This window comes from Aquitalea sp. ASV11 (assembly GCF_016429185.1).
Classification (GTDB): Bacteria; Pseudomonadota; Gammaproteobacteria; order Burkholderiales; family Chromobacteriaceae; genus Aquitalea; species Aquitalea pelogenes.
Genome location: NZ_JAELUD010000082.1, coordinates 1 through 15,925, shown reverse-complemented (window position 1 = coordinate 15,925; position 15,925 = coordinate 1). Strand labels below are relative to the sequence as shown.

The 15,925-nt window shown below is 56.5% G+C and carries 12 protein-coding genes, 2 tRNA genes and 1 pseudogene; all 15 read right to left on the bottom strand.

The window, feature by feature from the left end; all coding sequences use genetic code 11:
* The coding region (locus tag JHD62_RS18820; protein WP_233161093.1) for a GTP-binding protein at window positions 1-247 on the bottom strand (247 nt) is incomplete at its 3' end.
* Between the two features lie 72 nt (window positions 248-319).
* Window positions 320-2,416, bottom strand: a complete 2,097-nt coding sequence (fusA, locus tag JHD62_RS18815; protein WP_045848784.1) for an elongation factor G — start codon at window positions 2,414-2,416, stop codon at window positions 320-322.
* Window positions 2,417-2,443: 27 nt separating this feature from the next.
* A complete protein-coding gene (rpsG, locus tag JHD62_RS18810) occupies window positions 2,444-2,914 on the bottom strand; it encodes a 30S ribosomal protein S7 (RefSeq protein WP_045848783.1) in 471 nt (156 codons plus the stop codon).
* A 99-nt stretch (window positions 2,915-3,013) separates the two neighbouring features.
* The gene (rpsL, locus tag JHD62_RS18805; protein WP_045848782.1) at window positions 3,014-3,385 is read right to left on the bottom strand and encodes a 30S ribosomal protein S12; all 372 of its coding nucleotides are present in this window, start codon (window positions 3,383-3,385) and stop codon (window positions 3,014-3,016) included.
* Window positions 3,386-3,547: 162 nt separating this feature from the next.
* On the bottom strand, window positions 3,548-7,741 hold the full coding sequence (rpoC, locus tag JHD62_RS18800) for a DNA-directed RNA polymerase subunit beta' (RefSeq protein WP_045848781.1): 4,194 nt from the start codon (window positions 7,739-7,741) through the stop codon (window positions 3,548-3,550).
* A gap of 56 nt (window positions 7,742-7,797) precedes the next feature.
* Entirely contained in the window at window positions 7,798-11,973 is a 4,176-nt protein-coding gene (gene rpoB, locus JHD62_RS18795; RefSeq protein WP_045848780.1) for a DNA-directed RNA polymerase subunit beta, read from the bottom strand.
* A gap of 154 nt (window positions 11,974-12,127) precedes the next feature.
* A complete protein-coding gene (gene rplL, locus JHD62_RS18790; RefSeq protein ID WP_045848779.1) occupies window positions 12,128-12,499 on the bottom strand; it encodes a 50S ribosomal protein L7/L12 in 372 nt (123 codons plus the stop codon).
* A 36-nt stretch (window positions 12,500-12,535) separates the two neighbouring features.
* Window positions 12,536-13,030 (bottom strand): 50S ribosomal protein L10, encoded by a 495-nt coding sequence (gene rplJ, locus JHD62_RS18785; protein WP_045848778.1) that lies wholly within the window; start codon window positions 13,028-13,030, stop codon window positions 12,536-12,538.
* 92 nt (window positions 13,031-13,122) lie between these two features.
* A tRNA-Thr gene (locus JHD62_RS18780) sits at window positions 13,123-13,197 on the bottom strand.
* Between the two features lie 177 nt (window positions 13,198-13,374).
* Window positions 13,375-14,070: a 50S ribosomal protein L1 gene (gene rplA, locus JHD62_RS18775; RefSeq protein ID WP_045848777.1), complete on the bottom strand. Its 696-nt coding sequence runs from the start codon at window positions 14,068-14,070 to the stop codon at window positions 13,375-13,377.
* On the bottom strand, window positions 14,071-14,502 hold the full coding sequence (gene rplK / locus JHD62_RS18770) for a 50S ribosomal protein L11 (RefSeq protein ID WP_059287632.1): 432 nt from the start codon (window positions 14,500-14,502) through the stop codon (window positions 14,071-14,073). It abuts the gene before it with no gap.
* Window positions 14,503-14,600: 98 nt separating this feature from the next.
* Complete coding sequence (gene nusG, locus JHD62_RS18765) at window positions 14,601-15,134, bottom strand: transcription termination/antitermination protein NusG (protein ID WP_045848775.1); 534 nt, start codon at window positions 15,132-15,134, stop codon at window positions 14,601-14,603.
* The gene (gene secE / locus JHD62_RS18760; protein ID WP_082086642.1) at window positions 15,134-15,490 is read right to left on the bottom strand and encodes a preprotein translocase subunit SecE; all 357 of its coding nucleotides are present in this window, start codon (window positions 15,488-15,490) and stop codon (window positions 15,134-15,136) included. Before secE ends, nusG begins: the two co-directional genes overlap by 1 nt.
* Before the next feature lie 68 nt (window positions 15,491-15,558).
* Window positions 15,559-15,634: transfer RNA gene (locus JHD62_RS18755), tRNA-Trp, on the bottom strand.
* 13 nt (window positions 15,635-15,647) lie between these two features.
* Window positions 15,648-15,925 (bottom strand): annotated as a pseudogene (gene tuf / locus JHD62_RS18750) (elongation factor Tu); the annotation flags it as partial.

The following is a 15,925-nucleotide window of genomic DNA, read 5'->3' as shown; positions in this document are numbered from 1 at the left end:
GGCAGTCTACGTGAGCGTAGTGACGGGACTCGGTTTCGTATTCTACGTGTGCGGTATTAATGGTAATACCACGTGCCTTTTCTTCCGGCGCGCTGTCGATCTGGGAGTAGTCCTTGGCTTCGCCACCGAACTTCTTGGACAGAATGGTGGTGATCGCTGCGGTCAGGGTGGTCTTACCATGGTCAACGTGACCGATGGTGCCGACGTTTACGTGCGGTTTGGTCCGCTCAAACTTTTCTTTTGCCATTTTGCAAAAATCCTTAATTAAAGAACATTAGATCAGAGTTGGCCAGCCAGAGCCGGCCAACTTCAGCGCGCATTACTTCTTGGCGGCCATTACGGCTTCAGCGATATGCTTCGGTGCTTCAGAGTAGTGCTTGAACTCCATGGAGTAGGTAGCACGACCCTGGGTAGCGGAACGCAGGTCGGTGGAGTAACCGAACATCTCGGCCAGCGGTACTTCGGCCTTGATCTTCTTGCCACCCAGACCGTCATCGTCCATACCTTGCACGATGCCGCGACGACGGTTCAGGTCGCCCATCACGTCGCCCATATACTCTTCCGGCGTTTCAACTTCAACAGCCATCATCGGTTCGAGGATGCACGGGCCGGCACGGCGCATGGCTTCCTTGAAGGCGATGGAACCGGCCAGTTCGAAGGCGATCTGCGAGGAGTCAACGTCATGGTAGGAACCGAAGGTCAGACGTACGGTTACGTCAACCACCGGGAAGCCTGCCAGAATGCCGTTGTTCAGCGAGTTGCGGATACCCTTGTCAACGGAAGGAATGAATTCACGCGGAATCACGCCACCCTTGATCTCGTCGATGAACTTGTAGCCATTACCTTCGCCGGACGGCTCCAGGGTAATCGTACAATCACCGTACTGACCCTTACCGCCAGACTGCTTGGCGTGCTTACCTTGCACGTCGGTAACAGTCTTGGTAATGGTTTCGCGGTAAGCAACCTGCGGAGCACCGACATTGGCTTCAACGCCGAACTCACGCTTCATGCGGTCAACCAGAATTTCCAGGTGCAGTTCACCCATACCGGAAATGATGGTCTGGCCGGATTCTTCGTCAGTGCGTACGCGGAAGGACGGGTCTTCCTTGGCCAGACGGTTCAGGGCAACGCCCATCTTTTCCTGGTCGGCCTTGGTCTTCGGCTCAACGGCAACGTGAATAACCGGATCCGGGAATTCCATGCGCTCCAGCACGATCGGTGCATCAACGGAACACAGGGTTTCACCAGTGGTCACTTCCTTCAGGCCGATAGCAGCAGCGATGTCACCAGCGCGTACTTCTTCGATTTCCTTACGGTCGTTGGCGTGCATCTGTACGATACGGCCGATACGTTCCTTCTTGCCCTTCACGGAGTTCATTACGGTATCACCGGATTGAACCACGCCAGAGTAAACGCGGAAGAAGGTCAGCTGACCTACGTACGGGTCGTTCATCAGCTTGAATGCCAGCGCGGAGAACGGCTCATCATCCGAAGCGTGACGCTCGGCTTCAACACCGTCGACTTCACCCTTGATCGCCGGAACTTCAGTCGGCGACGGCAGCAGTTCGATCACGGCGTCCAGCATGCGCTGTACACCCTTGTTCTTGAACGCGGAACCACACAGCATCGGCTGGATTTCGCAACGCAGGGTACGTGCACGCAGACCAGCAACGATTTCTTCCTCGGTCAGCGTTTCGCCGCCCAGGTACTTGTCCATCATTTCGTCGCTGACTTCGGCAGCGGCTTCAACCATTTTCTCGCGCCACTCTTCAGCAACGGAAACCAGGTCAGCCGGGATTTCGCCGTATTCAAACTTCATGCCCTGGGAAGCCTCATCCCAGATGATGGCCTTCATCTTCAGCAGGTCAACCACGCCTTCGAAGCCATCTTCAGCACCGATCGGTACAACGATAGGTACCGGATTGCCACGCAGACGGGTTTTCACCTGTTCTACGGCACGGAAGAAGTTGGCACCCTGACGGTCCATCTTGTTCACGAAGGCAATACGCGGAACCTTGTACTTGTTGGCCTGACGCCATACGGTTTCGGACTGCGGCTGAACACCACCCACAGCGCAGTAAACCATTACGGCACCGTCCAGTACACGCATGGAACGCTCTACCTCAATGGTAAAGTCCACGTGTCCCGGGGTATCGATGATGTTGAAACGATGTTCCGGGAACTGCATGCCCATACCTTTCCAGAAGGTAGTGGTAGCAGCGGAGGTGATGGTGATACCACGCTCCTGTTCCTGTTCCATCCAGTCCATGGTGGCGGCGCCATCATGCACTTCACCGATCTTGTGGTTAACACCGGTGTAAAACAGAATACGCTCGGTAGTAGTGGTCTTACCGGCGTCAATGTGAGCGGAAATACCGATATTACGGTAGCGCTCGATGGGGGTCTTTCTAGCCACGATCTACACCTTATTGTGTGGTTGAGCTTAGAAGCGGAAGTGAGAGAAGGCCTTGTTGGCTTCTGCCATACGATGCACTTCGTCACGCTTCTTCATGGCGCCGCCACGACCTTCGGCAGCGTCGATCAGCTCACCGGCAAGGCGCAGGTCCATGGACTTTTCGCCACGCTTACGCGCAGCATCACGCAGCCAGCGCATGGCCAGGGCCATACGACGGGACGGACGAACTTCAACAGGAACTTGATAGTTTGCACCACCTACACGGCGGCTTTTTACTTCTACGATCGGCTTGGCATTGGACAGTGCTGCGTTGAACACTTCCAGTGCGCTCTTGCCGGTTTTCTTTTCAATCTGTTCCAGTGCGCCGTAGATGATGCGTTCTGCAACGGCTTTCTTGCCGTCGATCATCACTACGTTCATGAACTTGGACAGATCTTGGGAACCGAACTTCGGATCCGGCAGAATCTCGCGCTTGGGGACTTCTCTGCGTCTTGGCATGTTACTTCCTTCGTTATTCAGTTGAGCTTGGGCTCATGACCACCCATATCAAAGCAGTCACTTACTCGACGACCTCAGGCCGCCGCCAGTACATCCCAATTATTTAGGACGCTTAGCACCGTATTTGGAACGGGACTGTTTACGGTCCTTAACACCTGCGGTGTCCAGGGAGCCGCGTACGGTGTGGTAACGCACACCCGGCAAGTCTTTTACACGACCGCCACGGATCAGTACTACGGAGTGTTCCTGCAGGTTGTGGCCTTCACCACCGATGTAGGAAATCACTTCGAAGCCGTTGGTCAGACGAACCTTGCATACTTTACGCAGCGCGGAGTTCGGCTTTTTCGGGGTAGTGGTGTAAACACGGGTGCACACGCCACGCTTCTGCGGGCAGGCTTCCAGCGCAGGCACCTTGCTGTTCACGGTCAGGACCGCACGGCCCTTGCGAACGAGTTGGTTAATGGTTGGCATTACTATCAGTTCCTAGTTGATTCATTCTGCAGACAACACGCCTCCAGAAGGACGGAGGATTATATTTTAGTCAAATACTTACCGTCAATTGAAAAACGCCGCGCCCCAGCATCTGCTGCTGGTAGCGCGGCGTTTTTTCAACAAACAGCCGGTTTGTGATGCTTAGCTGTTGTTTTCCACTTCATCGACCTGTTGCTCATCCAGCAACTGGGACTGGGAGATATCCAGACCTTGCCCCTGGCGGCGACGGGTACGATGGTAGGCCAGACCGGTACCGGCCGGAATCAGGCGACCCACGATCACGTTTTCCTTCAGACCGCGCAGATCGTCCTTCTTGCCCATGATGGCCGCTTCGGTCAGCACGCGGGTGGTTTCCTGGAAGGAAGCCGCCGAGATGAAGGAGTCGGTGGACAGGGAAGCCTTGGTAATACCCAGCAGGATGTTTTCGTACTGAGCGGGTTCCTTGCCTTCGGCCAGCATCTGGTCGTTCATTTCCAGAACGTCCGCACGTTCAACCTGTTCACCCTGGATGAACTCGGTGTCACCGCTGTCGGAGATGATGACACGACGCAGCATCTGGCGAATGATCACTTCGATGTGCTTGTCGTTAATCTTCACACCTTGCAGACGGTACACTTCCTGAACTTCCTGGACGATGTAACGTGCCAGCGCTTCGATACCTTGCAGACGCAGGATGTCGTGCGGGTCAACCGGACCGTCGACGATCAGTTCACCACGGTTGACGACCTGACCATCATGCACCAGTACGTGCTTGTCTTTCGGGATCAGGTTTTCGTAACCGTTACCTTCCAGATCGGTGATGATCAGACGCTGCTTGCCCTTGGTGTCCTTACCGAAGGAAACAGTACCGGTCACCTCGGCCAGCATGCCGGCATCTTTCGGCGAACGCGCTTCGAACAGCTCGGCCACACGCGGCAGACCACCGGTAATGTCACGGGTCTTGGAGGATTCCTGCGGGATACGGGCCAGCACTTCACCCTTGCCCACTTCCTGACCGTCACGCACGGTAATGATGGCGCCTACCTGGAAGGTGATGGATACCGAAGCATCCGAACCTGCCAGTTTCACTTCCAGACCATTTTCGTCCAGCAGCTTCACCAGCGGACGCAGCATCTTGGACTGCGAACCGGCACGACGCTTCGGATCGATAACCACCAGGGTGGACAGACCGGTCACTTCGTCGGTCTGCTTGGCAACGGTGTTGCCCTCTTCCACGTTTTCAAACTTCACGCGGCCAGCGTACTCGGTGATGATCGGACGGGTGTGCGGGTCCCAGGTCGCCAGGACTGCACCAGCCTTGATCACCAGACCGTCGGTCACCATCAGGGTGGCGCCATACGGTACTTTGTGGCGTTCGCGCTCACGGCCCATGTCGTCATGGATCACCACTTCACCGGAACGGGTGATGACAATCAGCTCGCCCTTGGTGTTGGCAACATAACGCATCTGGCTGGAGAAGCGTACGGTACCGTTCGACTTACCTTCAACCTGGCTGGCTGCGGCATTTCGGGACGCGGCACCACCAATGTGGAAGGTACGCATGGTCAGCTGGGTACCCGGCTCACCAATCGACTGGGCGGCAATCACACCGACTGCTTCACCGGCGTTCACGCGCTTGCCGCGTGCCAGGTCGCGACCGTAGCACTTGGCGCACAGACCATAACGGGTGTCGCAAGTGATGGCAGTGCGAACCTTGACTTCGTCGATACCCAGGCTGTCGATGACGTCAACCATGTGTTCGTCCAGCAGGGTGCCAGCTTCCAGAACGGTTTCACCAGTCGACGGATCCACCACGTCAACAGCGGTAACACGACCCAGAATACGGTCACGCAGCGCTTCGATCACGTCACCGCCCTGCAGGACCGCCTTCATGGTGAAGCCGTTGCTGGTGCCGCAATCATCTTCGATCACCACCAGATCCTGCGTCACGTCTACCAGACGACGGGTCAGGTAACCGGAGTTAGCAGTCTTCAAGGCCGTATCCGCCAGACCCTTACGGGCACCGTGAGTGGAGATGAAGTACTGCAGAACCGTCAGACCTTCACGGAAGTTGGCGGTAATCGGCGTTTCGATAATCGAGCCGTCCGGCTTGGCCATCAGACCCCGCATACCGGCCAGCTGCTTGATCTGCGCTGCGGAACCCCGCGCACCAGAGTCGGCCATCATGTAAATGGAGTTGAAGGATTCCTGATCGACTTCCTTGCCTTCGCGGTCCAGCACCTTCTGCTTGGACAGCTCATCCATCATGGCCTTGGCGATCTTGTCGCCGGTACGACCCCAGATGTCCACTACCTTGTTGTAGCGTTCGCCCTGAGTAACCAGACCTTGACGGTACTGTTCTTCGATTTCCTTGACTTCCTTCTGGGCTTCGCCCAGCAGCTCGACCTTCTTGCCCGGGATTTGCATGTCGTCCACGCAAATGGAGATACCGCCACGGGTGGAGTAGGCAAAACCGGTGTACATCAACTGGTCGGCGAAGATCACGGTATCGCGGATGCCGCAACGGCGGAACGATACGTTGATCAGCTTGGAGATTTCCTTCTTCTTCAGCGCCTTGTTGATGTGCTCGAACGGCAGGCCCTTCGGCAGGATATCCGACAGGATGGCACGACCAACGGTGGTCTCGTAACGCTTGATCACCGGCTGGAATTCACCTTGCTCGTCCTTTTCCCATTCTTTCAGACGAACGGTAATGCGGGTAGCCAGTTCAACCTGACGGGTTTCGTAAGCGCGGTGCACTTCCTTGGTGTCGGCAAATACCATGCCTTCACCCTTGCCGTTTACCTTGTCGCGGGTCATGTAGTACAGACCCAGCACGATATCCTGGGACGGTACGATGATCGGGTCGCCGTTGGCCGGGGACAGCACGTTGTTGGTGGCCAGCATCAGGGTGCGGGCTTCCATCTGCGCTTCCAGCGACAGCGGCACGTGAACGGCCATCTGGTCACCGTCAAAGTCGGCGTTGAATGCCGCGCAGACCAGCGGATGCAGCTGGATGGCCTTGCCTTCGATCAGTACCGGCTCGAACGCCTGGATACCCAGACGGTGCAGGGTCGGCGCACGGTTCAAGAGAACCGGATGTTCGCGGATCACGTCTTCCAGGATGTCCCATACTTCCGGCACTTCCTGCTCTACCAGCTTCTTGGCTGCCTTGATGGTGGAGGCCAGGCCCATGACTTCCAGCTTGTGGAAGATGAAGGGCTTGAACAGCTCCAGCGCCATTTTCTTCGGCAGACCGCACTGATGCAGACGCAGGGTCGGGCCCACGGTAATCACGGAACGGCCGGAGTAGTCAACACGCTTACCCAGCAAGTTCTGACGGAAGCGACCGCCCTTACCCTTGATCATGTCGGCCAGCGACTTCAGCGGACGCTTGTTGGCGCCGGTCATGGCCTTGCCGCGACGACCATTGTCCAGCAACGAGTCAACCGATTCCTGCAGCATGCGCTTTTCGTTACGCACGATGATGTCCGGTGCGCGCAGTTCCAGCAGGCGCTTCAGACGGTTGTTACGGTTGATGACGCGGCGATACAGGTCGTTCAGGTCGGAAGTGGCGAAACGGCCACCATCCAGCGGTACCAGCGGACGCAGTTCCGGCGGCAGTACCGGCAGTACTTCCAGAATCATCCATTCCGGCTTCATGCCGGAGCGCTGGAAGGCTTCCAGTACTTTCAGACGCTTGGCGATCTTCTTGATCTTGGTGTCGGAATTGGTGGCTTCCAGTTCGCGACGCAGGGTCTCGATCTCGGTGTCCAGATTCAGACGCTTCAAGAGTTCGCGTACGGCTTCGGCACCCATCATGGCGACGAATTCTTCGCCGTACTGGTCTTCCTTGTCCAGGAAGTCTTCTTCGGTCAGCAGCTGACGGTATTGCAGCGGAGTCATGCCCGGATCGGTCACGACGAATGCTTCGAAGTACAGTACGCGTTCGATGTCGCGCAGGGTCATGTCAAGCACCATGCCCAGACGGGACGGCAGGCTCTTCAGGAACCAGATGTGCGCAGTCGGGCTGGCCAGTTCGATGTGGCCCATGCGTTCGCGACGCACCTTGGACAGGGTGACTTCAACGCCACACTTCTCGCAGATGACGCCACGATGCTTCAGGCGCTTGTATTTGCCGCACAGGCATTCGTAGTCTTTTACCGGCCCGAAGATACGGGCGCAGAACAGGCCGTCACGTTCCGGCTTGAAGGTACGATAGTTGATGGTTTCCGGCTTTTTGACTTCACCATAAGACCAGGAACGGATCTTGTCGGGCGAAGCGATGCCGATTTTAATCGCATCAAACTCTTCTTCTTGCGTTACTTGCTTAAAGAGGTCGAGCAGAGCTTTCATTGCGTCTCCAGTCAGGGGACAGGAGGCGCGGCATGATGCCGCGCCTTCTCACCCAATCAATAACGTTCCAGGTCGATATCCAGGCCGAGCGAGCGGATTTCCTTCACCAATACATTGAAGGATTCCGGCATGCCGGCGTCGATCTTGTGTTCGCCCTTGACGATGTTTTCGTAAACTTTGGTACGACCGGTGACATCGTCGGACTTCACCGTCAGCATTTCCTGCAGAGTGTAGGCGGCGCCGTATGCTTCCAGCGCCCACACTTCCATCTCACCGAAACGCTGGCCACCGAACTGCGCCTTACCACCCAGCGGTTGCTGGGTAACCAGGGAGTACGGGCCGGTGGAACGGGCGTGCATCTTGTCATCAACCAGGTGATGCAGTTTCAGGTAGTGCATCACACCCACGGTAACCTTGCGGTCGAAGGCTTCGCCGGAGCGGCCATCGTACAGGGTCATCTGGGTTTTGGACTCGTTAAAGCCCATCTTCTCGGTCAGTTCGTCGCCGCTCGGGTAAGCCAGATCCAGCATGTGCTTGATCTCGGTTTCCTTGGCACCGTCGAATACCGGCGTGGCAAACGGCATGCCCTTGCGCAGGTTGTCTGCCAGATCCAGGATCTCGGCATCGGACAGGCTGGCGAGGTCTTCGGACTTACCGGTTTCGTTATAGATGCGCTCCAGGTAGCCGCGCAGTTCGGCAACGTCCTGCTGTTGCTTGATCATGCGGTCGATGCGCTCGCCAATACCCTTGGCAGCCCAACCCAGATGCACTTCCAGAATCTGACCGATGTTCATACGCGACGGTACGCCCAGCGGGTTCAGCACGATGTCTACCGGACGACCGTCGCCCATGTAAGGCATGTCTTCGATCGGCAGAATGCGGGATACCACACCCTTGTTACCGTGACGACCAGCCATCTTGTCACCGGCTTGCAGACGACGCTTAACAGCCAGGTAAACCTTGACCATCTTCTGTACGCCCGGCGGCAGTTCGTCACCCTGGGTCAGCTTGCGCTTCTTGTCTTCGAACTTGAGGTCGAATTCTTCGCGCTTCTGTACCAGGCTTTCCTTGATCAGTTCCAGCTGCTTGGCGATGTCTTCATCCGCCATGCGGATGTCGAACCAGTCGTGCTTGACCGGCAGGCTTTCCAGGTACTCGGCATCAATGGCAGTACCCTTGGCCAGGCGCTTCGGACCGCCGTTGGCCAGTTTGCCAACGATCAGACGTTCGATACGGCTGAAGGCGTCGTTTTCGAAAATGCGCAGCTGGTCGTTCAGGTCGAGACGGTAGCGCTTCAGTTCAGCATCAATGATGGACTGGGCACGCTTGTCGCGCTCGATACCTTCGCGGGTGAACACCTGTACGTCGATCACGGTACCCACGGTGCCGGTCGGCACGCGCAGGGAGGTGTCTTTCACGTCGGAGGCTTTTTCACCGAAGATGGCGCGCAGCAGTTTTTCTTCCGGCGTCAGCTGGGTTTCACCCTTCGGTGTTACCTTGCCCACCAGAACATCACCGGCTTCCACTTCAGCACCGATGTAAACGATGCCGGATTCATCCAGACGGCCTGCCATACGCTCGGACAGGTTCGGAATATCACGAGTGATTTCTTCCGGTCCCAGCTTGGTATCACGGGAAACAACCGACAGCTCTTCGATGTGGATCGAGGTGTAGCGGTCTTCAGCAACCAGCTTTTCCGAGATCAGGATCGAGTCTTCGTAGTTGTAGCCGTTCCACGGCATGAAGGCGATGGTCATGTTCTGACCCAGTGCCAGTTCGCCCAGGTCGGTGGAAGCACCGTCGGCCACCACGTCGCCGCTGGCGATCTTGTCACCCACCTTCACCACCGGACGCTGGTTGATGTTGGTGTTCTGGTTGGAACGGGTGAACTTGGTGAGGTTGTAGATATCCACACCCACTTCACCGGCAATGGCTTCTTCGTCGTTGACGCGTACCACGACACGGCCAGCATCAACGTAGTCCACCACGCCACCACGACGGGCAACTACGGTAGTACCGGAGTCAACAGCCACCGAACGCTCGATACCGGTACCGACGAACGGTTTTTCCGGACGCAGGCACGGTACGGCCTGACGCTGCATGTTGGCACCCATCAAGGCACGGTTGGCGTCATCGTGTTCCAGGAAGGGAATCAGCGAAGCGGCAACGGATACAACCTGACCGGTGGCCACGTCCATGTACTGTACGCGGTCCGGGGTAGCCAGAATGGTTTCACCCTTTTCACGGCAGGTTACCAGTTCGTCAACCAGGGTACCGTCTTCGCCCAGCTCGGCGTTGGCCTGAGCAATGACGTAACGACCTTCCTCGATGGCGGACAGGTAGTCGATCTCGTTGGTCACCTTGCTGTCCACGACCTTGCGGTACGGGGTTTCCAGGAAACCGAACTCGTTGGTACGTGCAAACACGGACAGCGAGTTGATCAGACCGATGTTCGGACCTTCCGGGGTTTCGATCGGGCATACACGGCCGTAGTGGGTCGGGTGTACGTCACGCACCTCGAAGCCGGCACGTTCGCGGGTCAGGCCGCCCGGGCCAAGGGCCGATACACGGCGCTTGTGGGTGATTTCCGACAGCGGGTTGGTCTGGTCCATGAACTGGGACAGCTGCGAGGAACCAAAGAATTCCTTGATGGCAGCGGACACCGGCTTGGCGTTGATCAGGTCGTGCGGCATCAGGTTGTCGGACTCAGCCTGATTCAGGCGTTCCTTCACTGCGCGCTCAACACGTACCAGACCGGCACGGAACTGGTTTTCGGCCAGTTCGCCAACCGAACGCACGCGACGGTTACCCAGATGGTCGATGTCATCGACTTCGCCACGGCCGTTACGCAGTTCGCACAGGATGGCAATGACGGAAACGATGTCTTCAGTCGACAGCGTGCCTTCCATCACGTCACGACGATGGGCGAATTTCTCGCCGATCAGCGACTTGAACCACTCCGGAGTCTTTTCATCGAACTTGTACTGATAGGTACGCGAGCTGAACTTCATGCGGCCTACGCGGGACAGATCGTAGGTTTCTTCGCTGAAGAACAGGCGCTGGAACAGTGCTTCCACCGCATCTTCGGTCGGCGGTTCGCCAGGACGCATCATGCGGTAGATGGCCACGCGCGCTTGCAGGCGGTCCAGGCTGTCATCGGTACGCAGGGTTTGCGAGATGTACGCGCCCTGATCCAGATCGTTGGTGAACAGCACTTCAACCTGTTCGATCTCGGCCAGTGCCAGCTTGGCCAGCAGCTCTTCAGTGATTTCTTCGTTGGCGCGCGCCAGTACTTCGCCAGTGTCAACATTGGTGACATTGTGCGACAGCACCTTGCCCAGCAGGACATCAGCCGGTACTTCGATGCGATCGAGCTGGGCGGTCTGGATGTCGCGGATATGCTTGGCAGTGATGCGCTTGTCCTTGGCCACGATCAGCTTGCCATCGGCAGCGACGATGTCGAACTTGGCCACTTCGCCCTTCAGACGCTCCGGAACCACGCGCATGAACACGCCGGACTTGGTCAGGTAGAAGGTGTCGAAGCTGTAGAACTCGGACAGGATTTGTTCGTTGCTGTAACCCAGTGCCTTCAGCAAAATGGTCACCGGCATCTTGCGGCGACGGTCGATACGGAAGTACAGCAGATCTTTCGGGTCAAACTCGAAGTCCAGCCAGGAACCGCGGTACGGAATCACGCGGGCGGAGAACAGCAGCTTGCCAGAGGAGTGGGTCTTGCCGCGGTCATGCTCGAAGAACACGCCCGGGGAGCGGTGCAGCTGGGAAACGATAACGCGTTCGGTACCGTTGATAATGAAAGAACCATTGGTGGTCATGAGCGGAATTTCGCCCATGTAAACTTCATTCTCGCGCACTTCTTTTACCACCGGCTTGGACGACTCTTTGTCCAGGATGGTCAGACGGATACGGGCGCGCAGCGGAGCAGCATAGGTAATGCCACGCAGCTGACATTCCTGCACGTCAAACGGCGGCTCACCAAGAATGTAGTGAGCAAAATCAAGGCGGGCATAGCCATTGTGGCTATGGATCGGGAAGATCGACTTGAACGCGGCCTGCAGACCAGCATCCTTGCGCTGATCTAGCGGTACACCCAGTTGCAGGAAATCGGCATAAGAATCAATCTGGGTCGCCAACAGGAATGGGACATCGAGAACACTGGCGCGTTTCGCAAAGCTCTTACGAATACGCTTCTTCTCAGTAAACGAATAACTCATAGAGTCTCCATCGAGGTGGTAGTGGCGCAAGAAACCAAAAGTCAGCAGCCACGCCGGTAAGTGCTGGCTTTTACTATCTTTGTTTCGGCCAATTACAAGCGCAATAAGGCTGGCGGATTTCTCCGCCAGCCTCACCTTCTTTTTTCAAAGAAGATTATTTGATTTCAGCCTTGGCACCGGCTTCGGTCAGTTGCTTCAGAACTTCTTCGGCTTCAGCCTTGGCTACGCCTTCTTTCACGGTCTTCGGAGCGCCGTCAACCATGTCCTTGGCTTCCTTCAGGCCCAGGCCGGTGATAGCACGAACAACCTTGATCACGTTAACCTTGTTGTCGCCAGCAGCGGTCAGAACAACGTCGAACTCGGTCTTTTCTTCAGCAGCAGCAGCGCCACCAGCAGCCGGGCCAGCAACGGCAACGGCAGCAGCGGAAACGCCGAACTTCTCTTCGAACGCCTTAACCAGGTCGTTCAGTTCCATAACGGTCAGGCCAGCAACGGCTTCGAGGATGTCTTCTTTGGTGATTGCCATGTAAAAATCTCCTGAATTCTATAAGAATCAAATAAGTTAAGCGGCTTCGGCTTGCTTCTCTGCCAATGCAGCCAGGGCGCGGGCGAAGCCAGCAACCGGAGCTTGCATAACGTAGAGGAGCTTGGACAGCAGTTCTTCGCGGCTCGGGATGGACGCCAGCTCAGCAACCTGAGCAGCATTCAGTACCGCGCCATTGTAGGAACCTGCCTTGACGATGATCTTGTCGTCAGCCTTGGCAAATTGATGCAGCACCTTGGCAGCAGCAACCGGATCGGCAGAGATACCGTAAACGAGCGGGCCAACCATTTGTTCGGCCAGCGCTTCGAATTGGGTACCAGCAACCGCACGGCGAACCAGCGTGTTCTTCAGAACGCGCAGGTAAACGCCTTGCTCACGCGCCTGAGCGCGCAGCTTGGTCATGCTGCTTACCTCGATGCCCCGATATTCGGCGATGACGAGGGTCTGCGCAGCGGCCAGCTCGGCAGCTACAGCAGCAACGACTGCCTTTTTATCTTCGATATTGAGACTCAAGGTCTATCTCCTAGACTGAAATGAAGCAGAATGATTTCTGCTCCGCTTTGCAGCGGCGACCTGTATCAGGAGACAACATAGAGAAGGGAAACTGGTGCTCATGGGCGGAATTGAACCGCCGACCTCTCCCTTACCAAGGGAGTGCTCTACCCCTGAGCTACATGAGCCCTGAACTCTTCAGAAGCCTACTTTCGGGTACACCATCTGCGCAGGATGCAGGCCACCGGGAAGCGACTTGCGATTAAGCCTTGCGGCTCCTACGGTCTTTGACAATCTGGCAGGCAAGCCTGCCAGCCCAAAGCCAGCGGCAAGGTGGCGAACCACCCTGCCGGACTCACATCAACTTAAGCGCTGACGGAGCTGGTATCTACACGAGCGCCAATACCCATGGTGCTGGATACGGCGATCTTTTTCAGATACACACCCTTGGAAGCTGCCGGCTTGGCTTTCACCAGGGCATCTACCAGAGCAGTAAAGTTTTCACGCAGGGCTTCGGCTTCGAAAGAAGCACGGCCGATGGTGGCGTGAATAATACCGGCTTTGTCGGTACGGTATTGAACCTGACCGGCCTTGGCGTTTTTAACTGCTTCGGCAACGTTCGGGGTAACAGTACCAACCTTCGGGTTCGGCATCAGGCCACGCGGGCCGAGGATTTGACCCAGCTGACCAACAACGCGCATTGCATCCGGGGAGGCAATCACAACGTCGAAGTCCAGGTTGCCGGCTTTTACTTGCTCGGCCAGGTCGTCGAAACCGACAACTTCAGCACCGGCAGCCTTGGCGGCTTCCGCGTTGGCGCCTTGAGCAAATACAGCAACGCGTACGGACTTACCGGTGCCGCGCGGCAGAACTACGGAGCCACGTACAACCTGGTCGGATTTACGCGGGTCAACACCCAGGTTAACGGCCACATCGATCGACTCGTCAAACTTGGCAGTAGCAGCAGACTTAACCAGAGCAATTGCTTCTTCAACAGCGTACAGCTTGTTGCGATCAACAGTTGCCTTCAGGGTTTGCAGGCGCTTGGAAATCTTGGCCATTTACACACCCTCCACTTCAAGACCCATCGAACGGGCGGAGCCGGCGATGGTGCGAACAGCAGCGTCCAGATCAGCAGCGGTCAGGTCCGGCTGCTTGGTCTTGGCGATTTCTTCCAGCTGAGCACGGCTAACCTTGCCAACCTTGTCGGTATGCGGCTTGGCGGAACCGGACTTGATGCCAGCAGCCTTCTTCAGAAGAATGGTCGCCGGGGGCGTCTTCATGATGAAGGTGAAGGACTTGTCTGCGTAAGCAGTGATCACAACCGGAATCGGCAGACCCGGCTCGATGCCTTGAGTCTGGGCGTTGAACGCCTTGCAGAATTCCATGATGTTCAGACCACGCTGACCCAGTGCCGGACCGATCGGAGGAGACGGGTTGGCCTTACCAGCGGGCACTTGCAGCTTTACATAGCCGACAATTTTCTTTGCCACGATTAAAACTCCTAAAATGGGTATAGCGCGAGCGTGCACTCGCTTCCCGGACGAAAGCGCAACAGTATATACGCTTACAAACTAGCTGCCAAGTAAAATTACAGCTTTTCTACCTGACTGAAATCCAGCTCAACCGGCGTGTCGCGACCGAAGATCTGTACTGACACACGCAGCTTGTTACGTTCGTAGTTGACTTCATCGACGGAGCCATTGAAGTCATTGAACGGACCGTCGATGACGCGGACTTTTTCACCCACCTCGAACAGCACCTTCGGCTTCGGCTTCTCCACACCCTCTTGCATTTGCTGCATGATGGCATCGACTTCCTTCTTGGAAATCGGCGCCGGGCGGTTGGCGGTACCACCAACAAAACCGGTTACCTTCGGCGTACTCTTTACCAGGTGCCAGGTATCATCAGTCATGTCCATTTCAACCAGAACATAACCGGGGAAAAACTTGCGCTCGGTAATGGAGCGGCGGCCATTCTTCACATCCACCACTTCTTCTACCGGAACGAGGATCTGGCCGAACAGGTCTGCCACCTCGGAACGTTCGATGCGCTCACGCAGCGCCTTCTGCACACTCTTCTCAAAACCGGAATAAGCATGCACAACGTACCAGCGCTTTGCCATTATCTACCTCGACCAAGAATTACATCGTAGAACAACCAGGACAGGCCCGAATCCACCATCCACATGAACAGGGCCAGCACCAGAACGAAGACGAAAACCATGCCGGTCATTTGCATGGCTTCCTTGCGGGTTGGCCATACGACCTTGCGCGCTTCAACCAGCGAATCATTGGCGTAGGCAACGAACTCCTTGCCCGGAGTCGACAGCCAGACAGCACCGGCCGCCAGCACAACACCAACAATGAATGCCAGAGCACGCAATACACCCTGATCTTCGGGAATCATGTAGAAGCCAACAACACCGGCCACCACCAGCAGACCGGCCAGAGCCAGTTTGAGTTTATCTTGCATTTCCATGTGTGGAATGTTCTCTGCGCGTATGCGACAAAAGACCAACCGGCGCACAAGCGCCGGCTGGTCTTAATTGGCAGGCCAGGAGGGTCTCGAACCCCCAACCCTCGGTTTTGGAGACCGATACTCTACCAATTGAGCTACTGGCCTATAAACCTATTAATCAAGCAATGATCTTTGCTACCACGCCGGCGCCAACAGTACGGCCACCTTCACGGATCGCGAAACGCAGACCTTCTTCCATAGCGATCGGGGCGATCAGTTCTACGGTGATTTCCACGTTGTCACCCGGCATTACCATTTCCACACCTTCAGCCAGGCTTACAGCACCGGTCACGTCGGTTGTACGGAAATAGAACTGCGGACGGTAGTTAGCGAAGAACGGGGTGTGACGACCGCCTTCATCCTTGCTCAGCACGTATACGGATGCGCCGAACTTGG

Excerpts from the sequence above, each read along its gene's own strand:
- rpoC (WP_045848781.1), bottom strand. The coding sequence starts at position 7,741 with ATGAAAGCTCTGCTCGACCTCTTTAAGCAAGTAACGCAAGAAGAAGAG.
- rplA (WP_045848777.1), bottom strand. The coding sequence starts at position 14,070 with ATGGCCAAGATTTCCAAGCGCCTGCAAACCCTGAAGGCAACTGTTGAT.
- rpsL (WP_045848782.1), bottom strand. The coding sequence starts at position 3,385 with ATGCCAACCATTAACCAACTCGTTCGCAAGGGCCGTGCGGTCCTGACC.
- rpsG (WP_045848783.1), bottom strand. The coding sequence starts at position 2,914 with ATGCCAAGACGCAGAGAAGTCCCCAAGCGCGAGATTCTGCCGGATCCG.
- secE (WP_082086642.1), bottom strand. The coding sequence starts at position 15,490 with ATGGAAATGCAAGATAAACTCAAACTGGCTCTGGCCGGTCTGCTGGTG.
- nusG (WP_045848775.1), bottom strand. The coding sequence starts at position 15,134 with ATGGCAAAGCGCTGGTACGTTGTGCATGCTTATTCCGGTTTTGAGAAG.
- rpoB (WP_045848780.1), bottom strand. The coding sequence starts at position 11,973 with ATGAGTTATTCGTTTACTGAGAAGAAGCGTATTCGTAAGAGCTTTGCG.
- rplL (WP_045848779.1), bottom strand. The coding sequence starts at position 12,499 with ATGGCAATCACCAAAGAAGACATCCTCGAAGCCGTTGCTGGCCTGACC.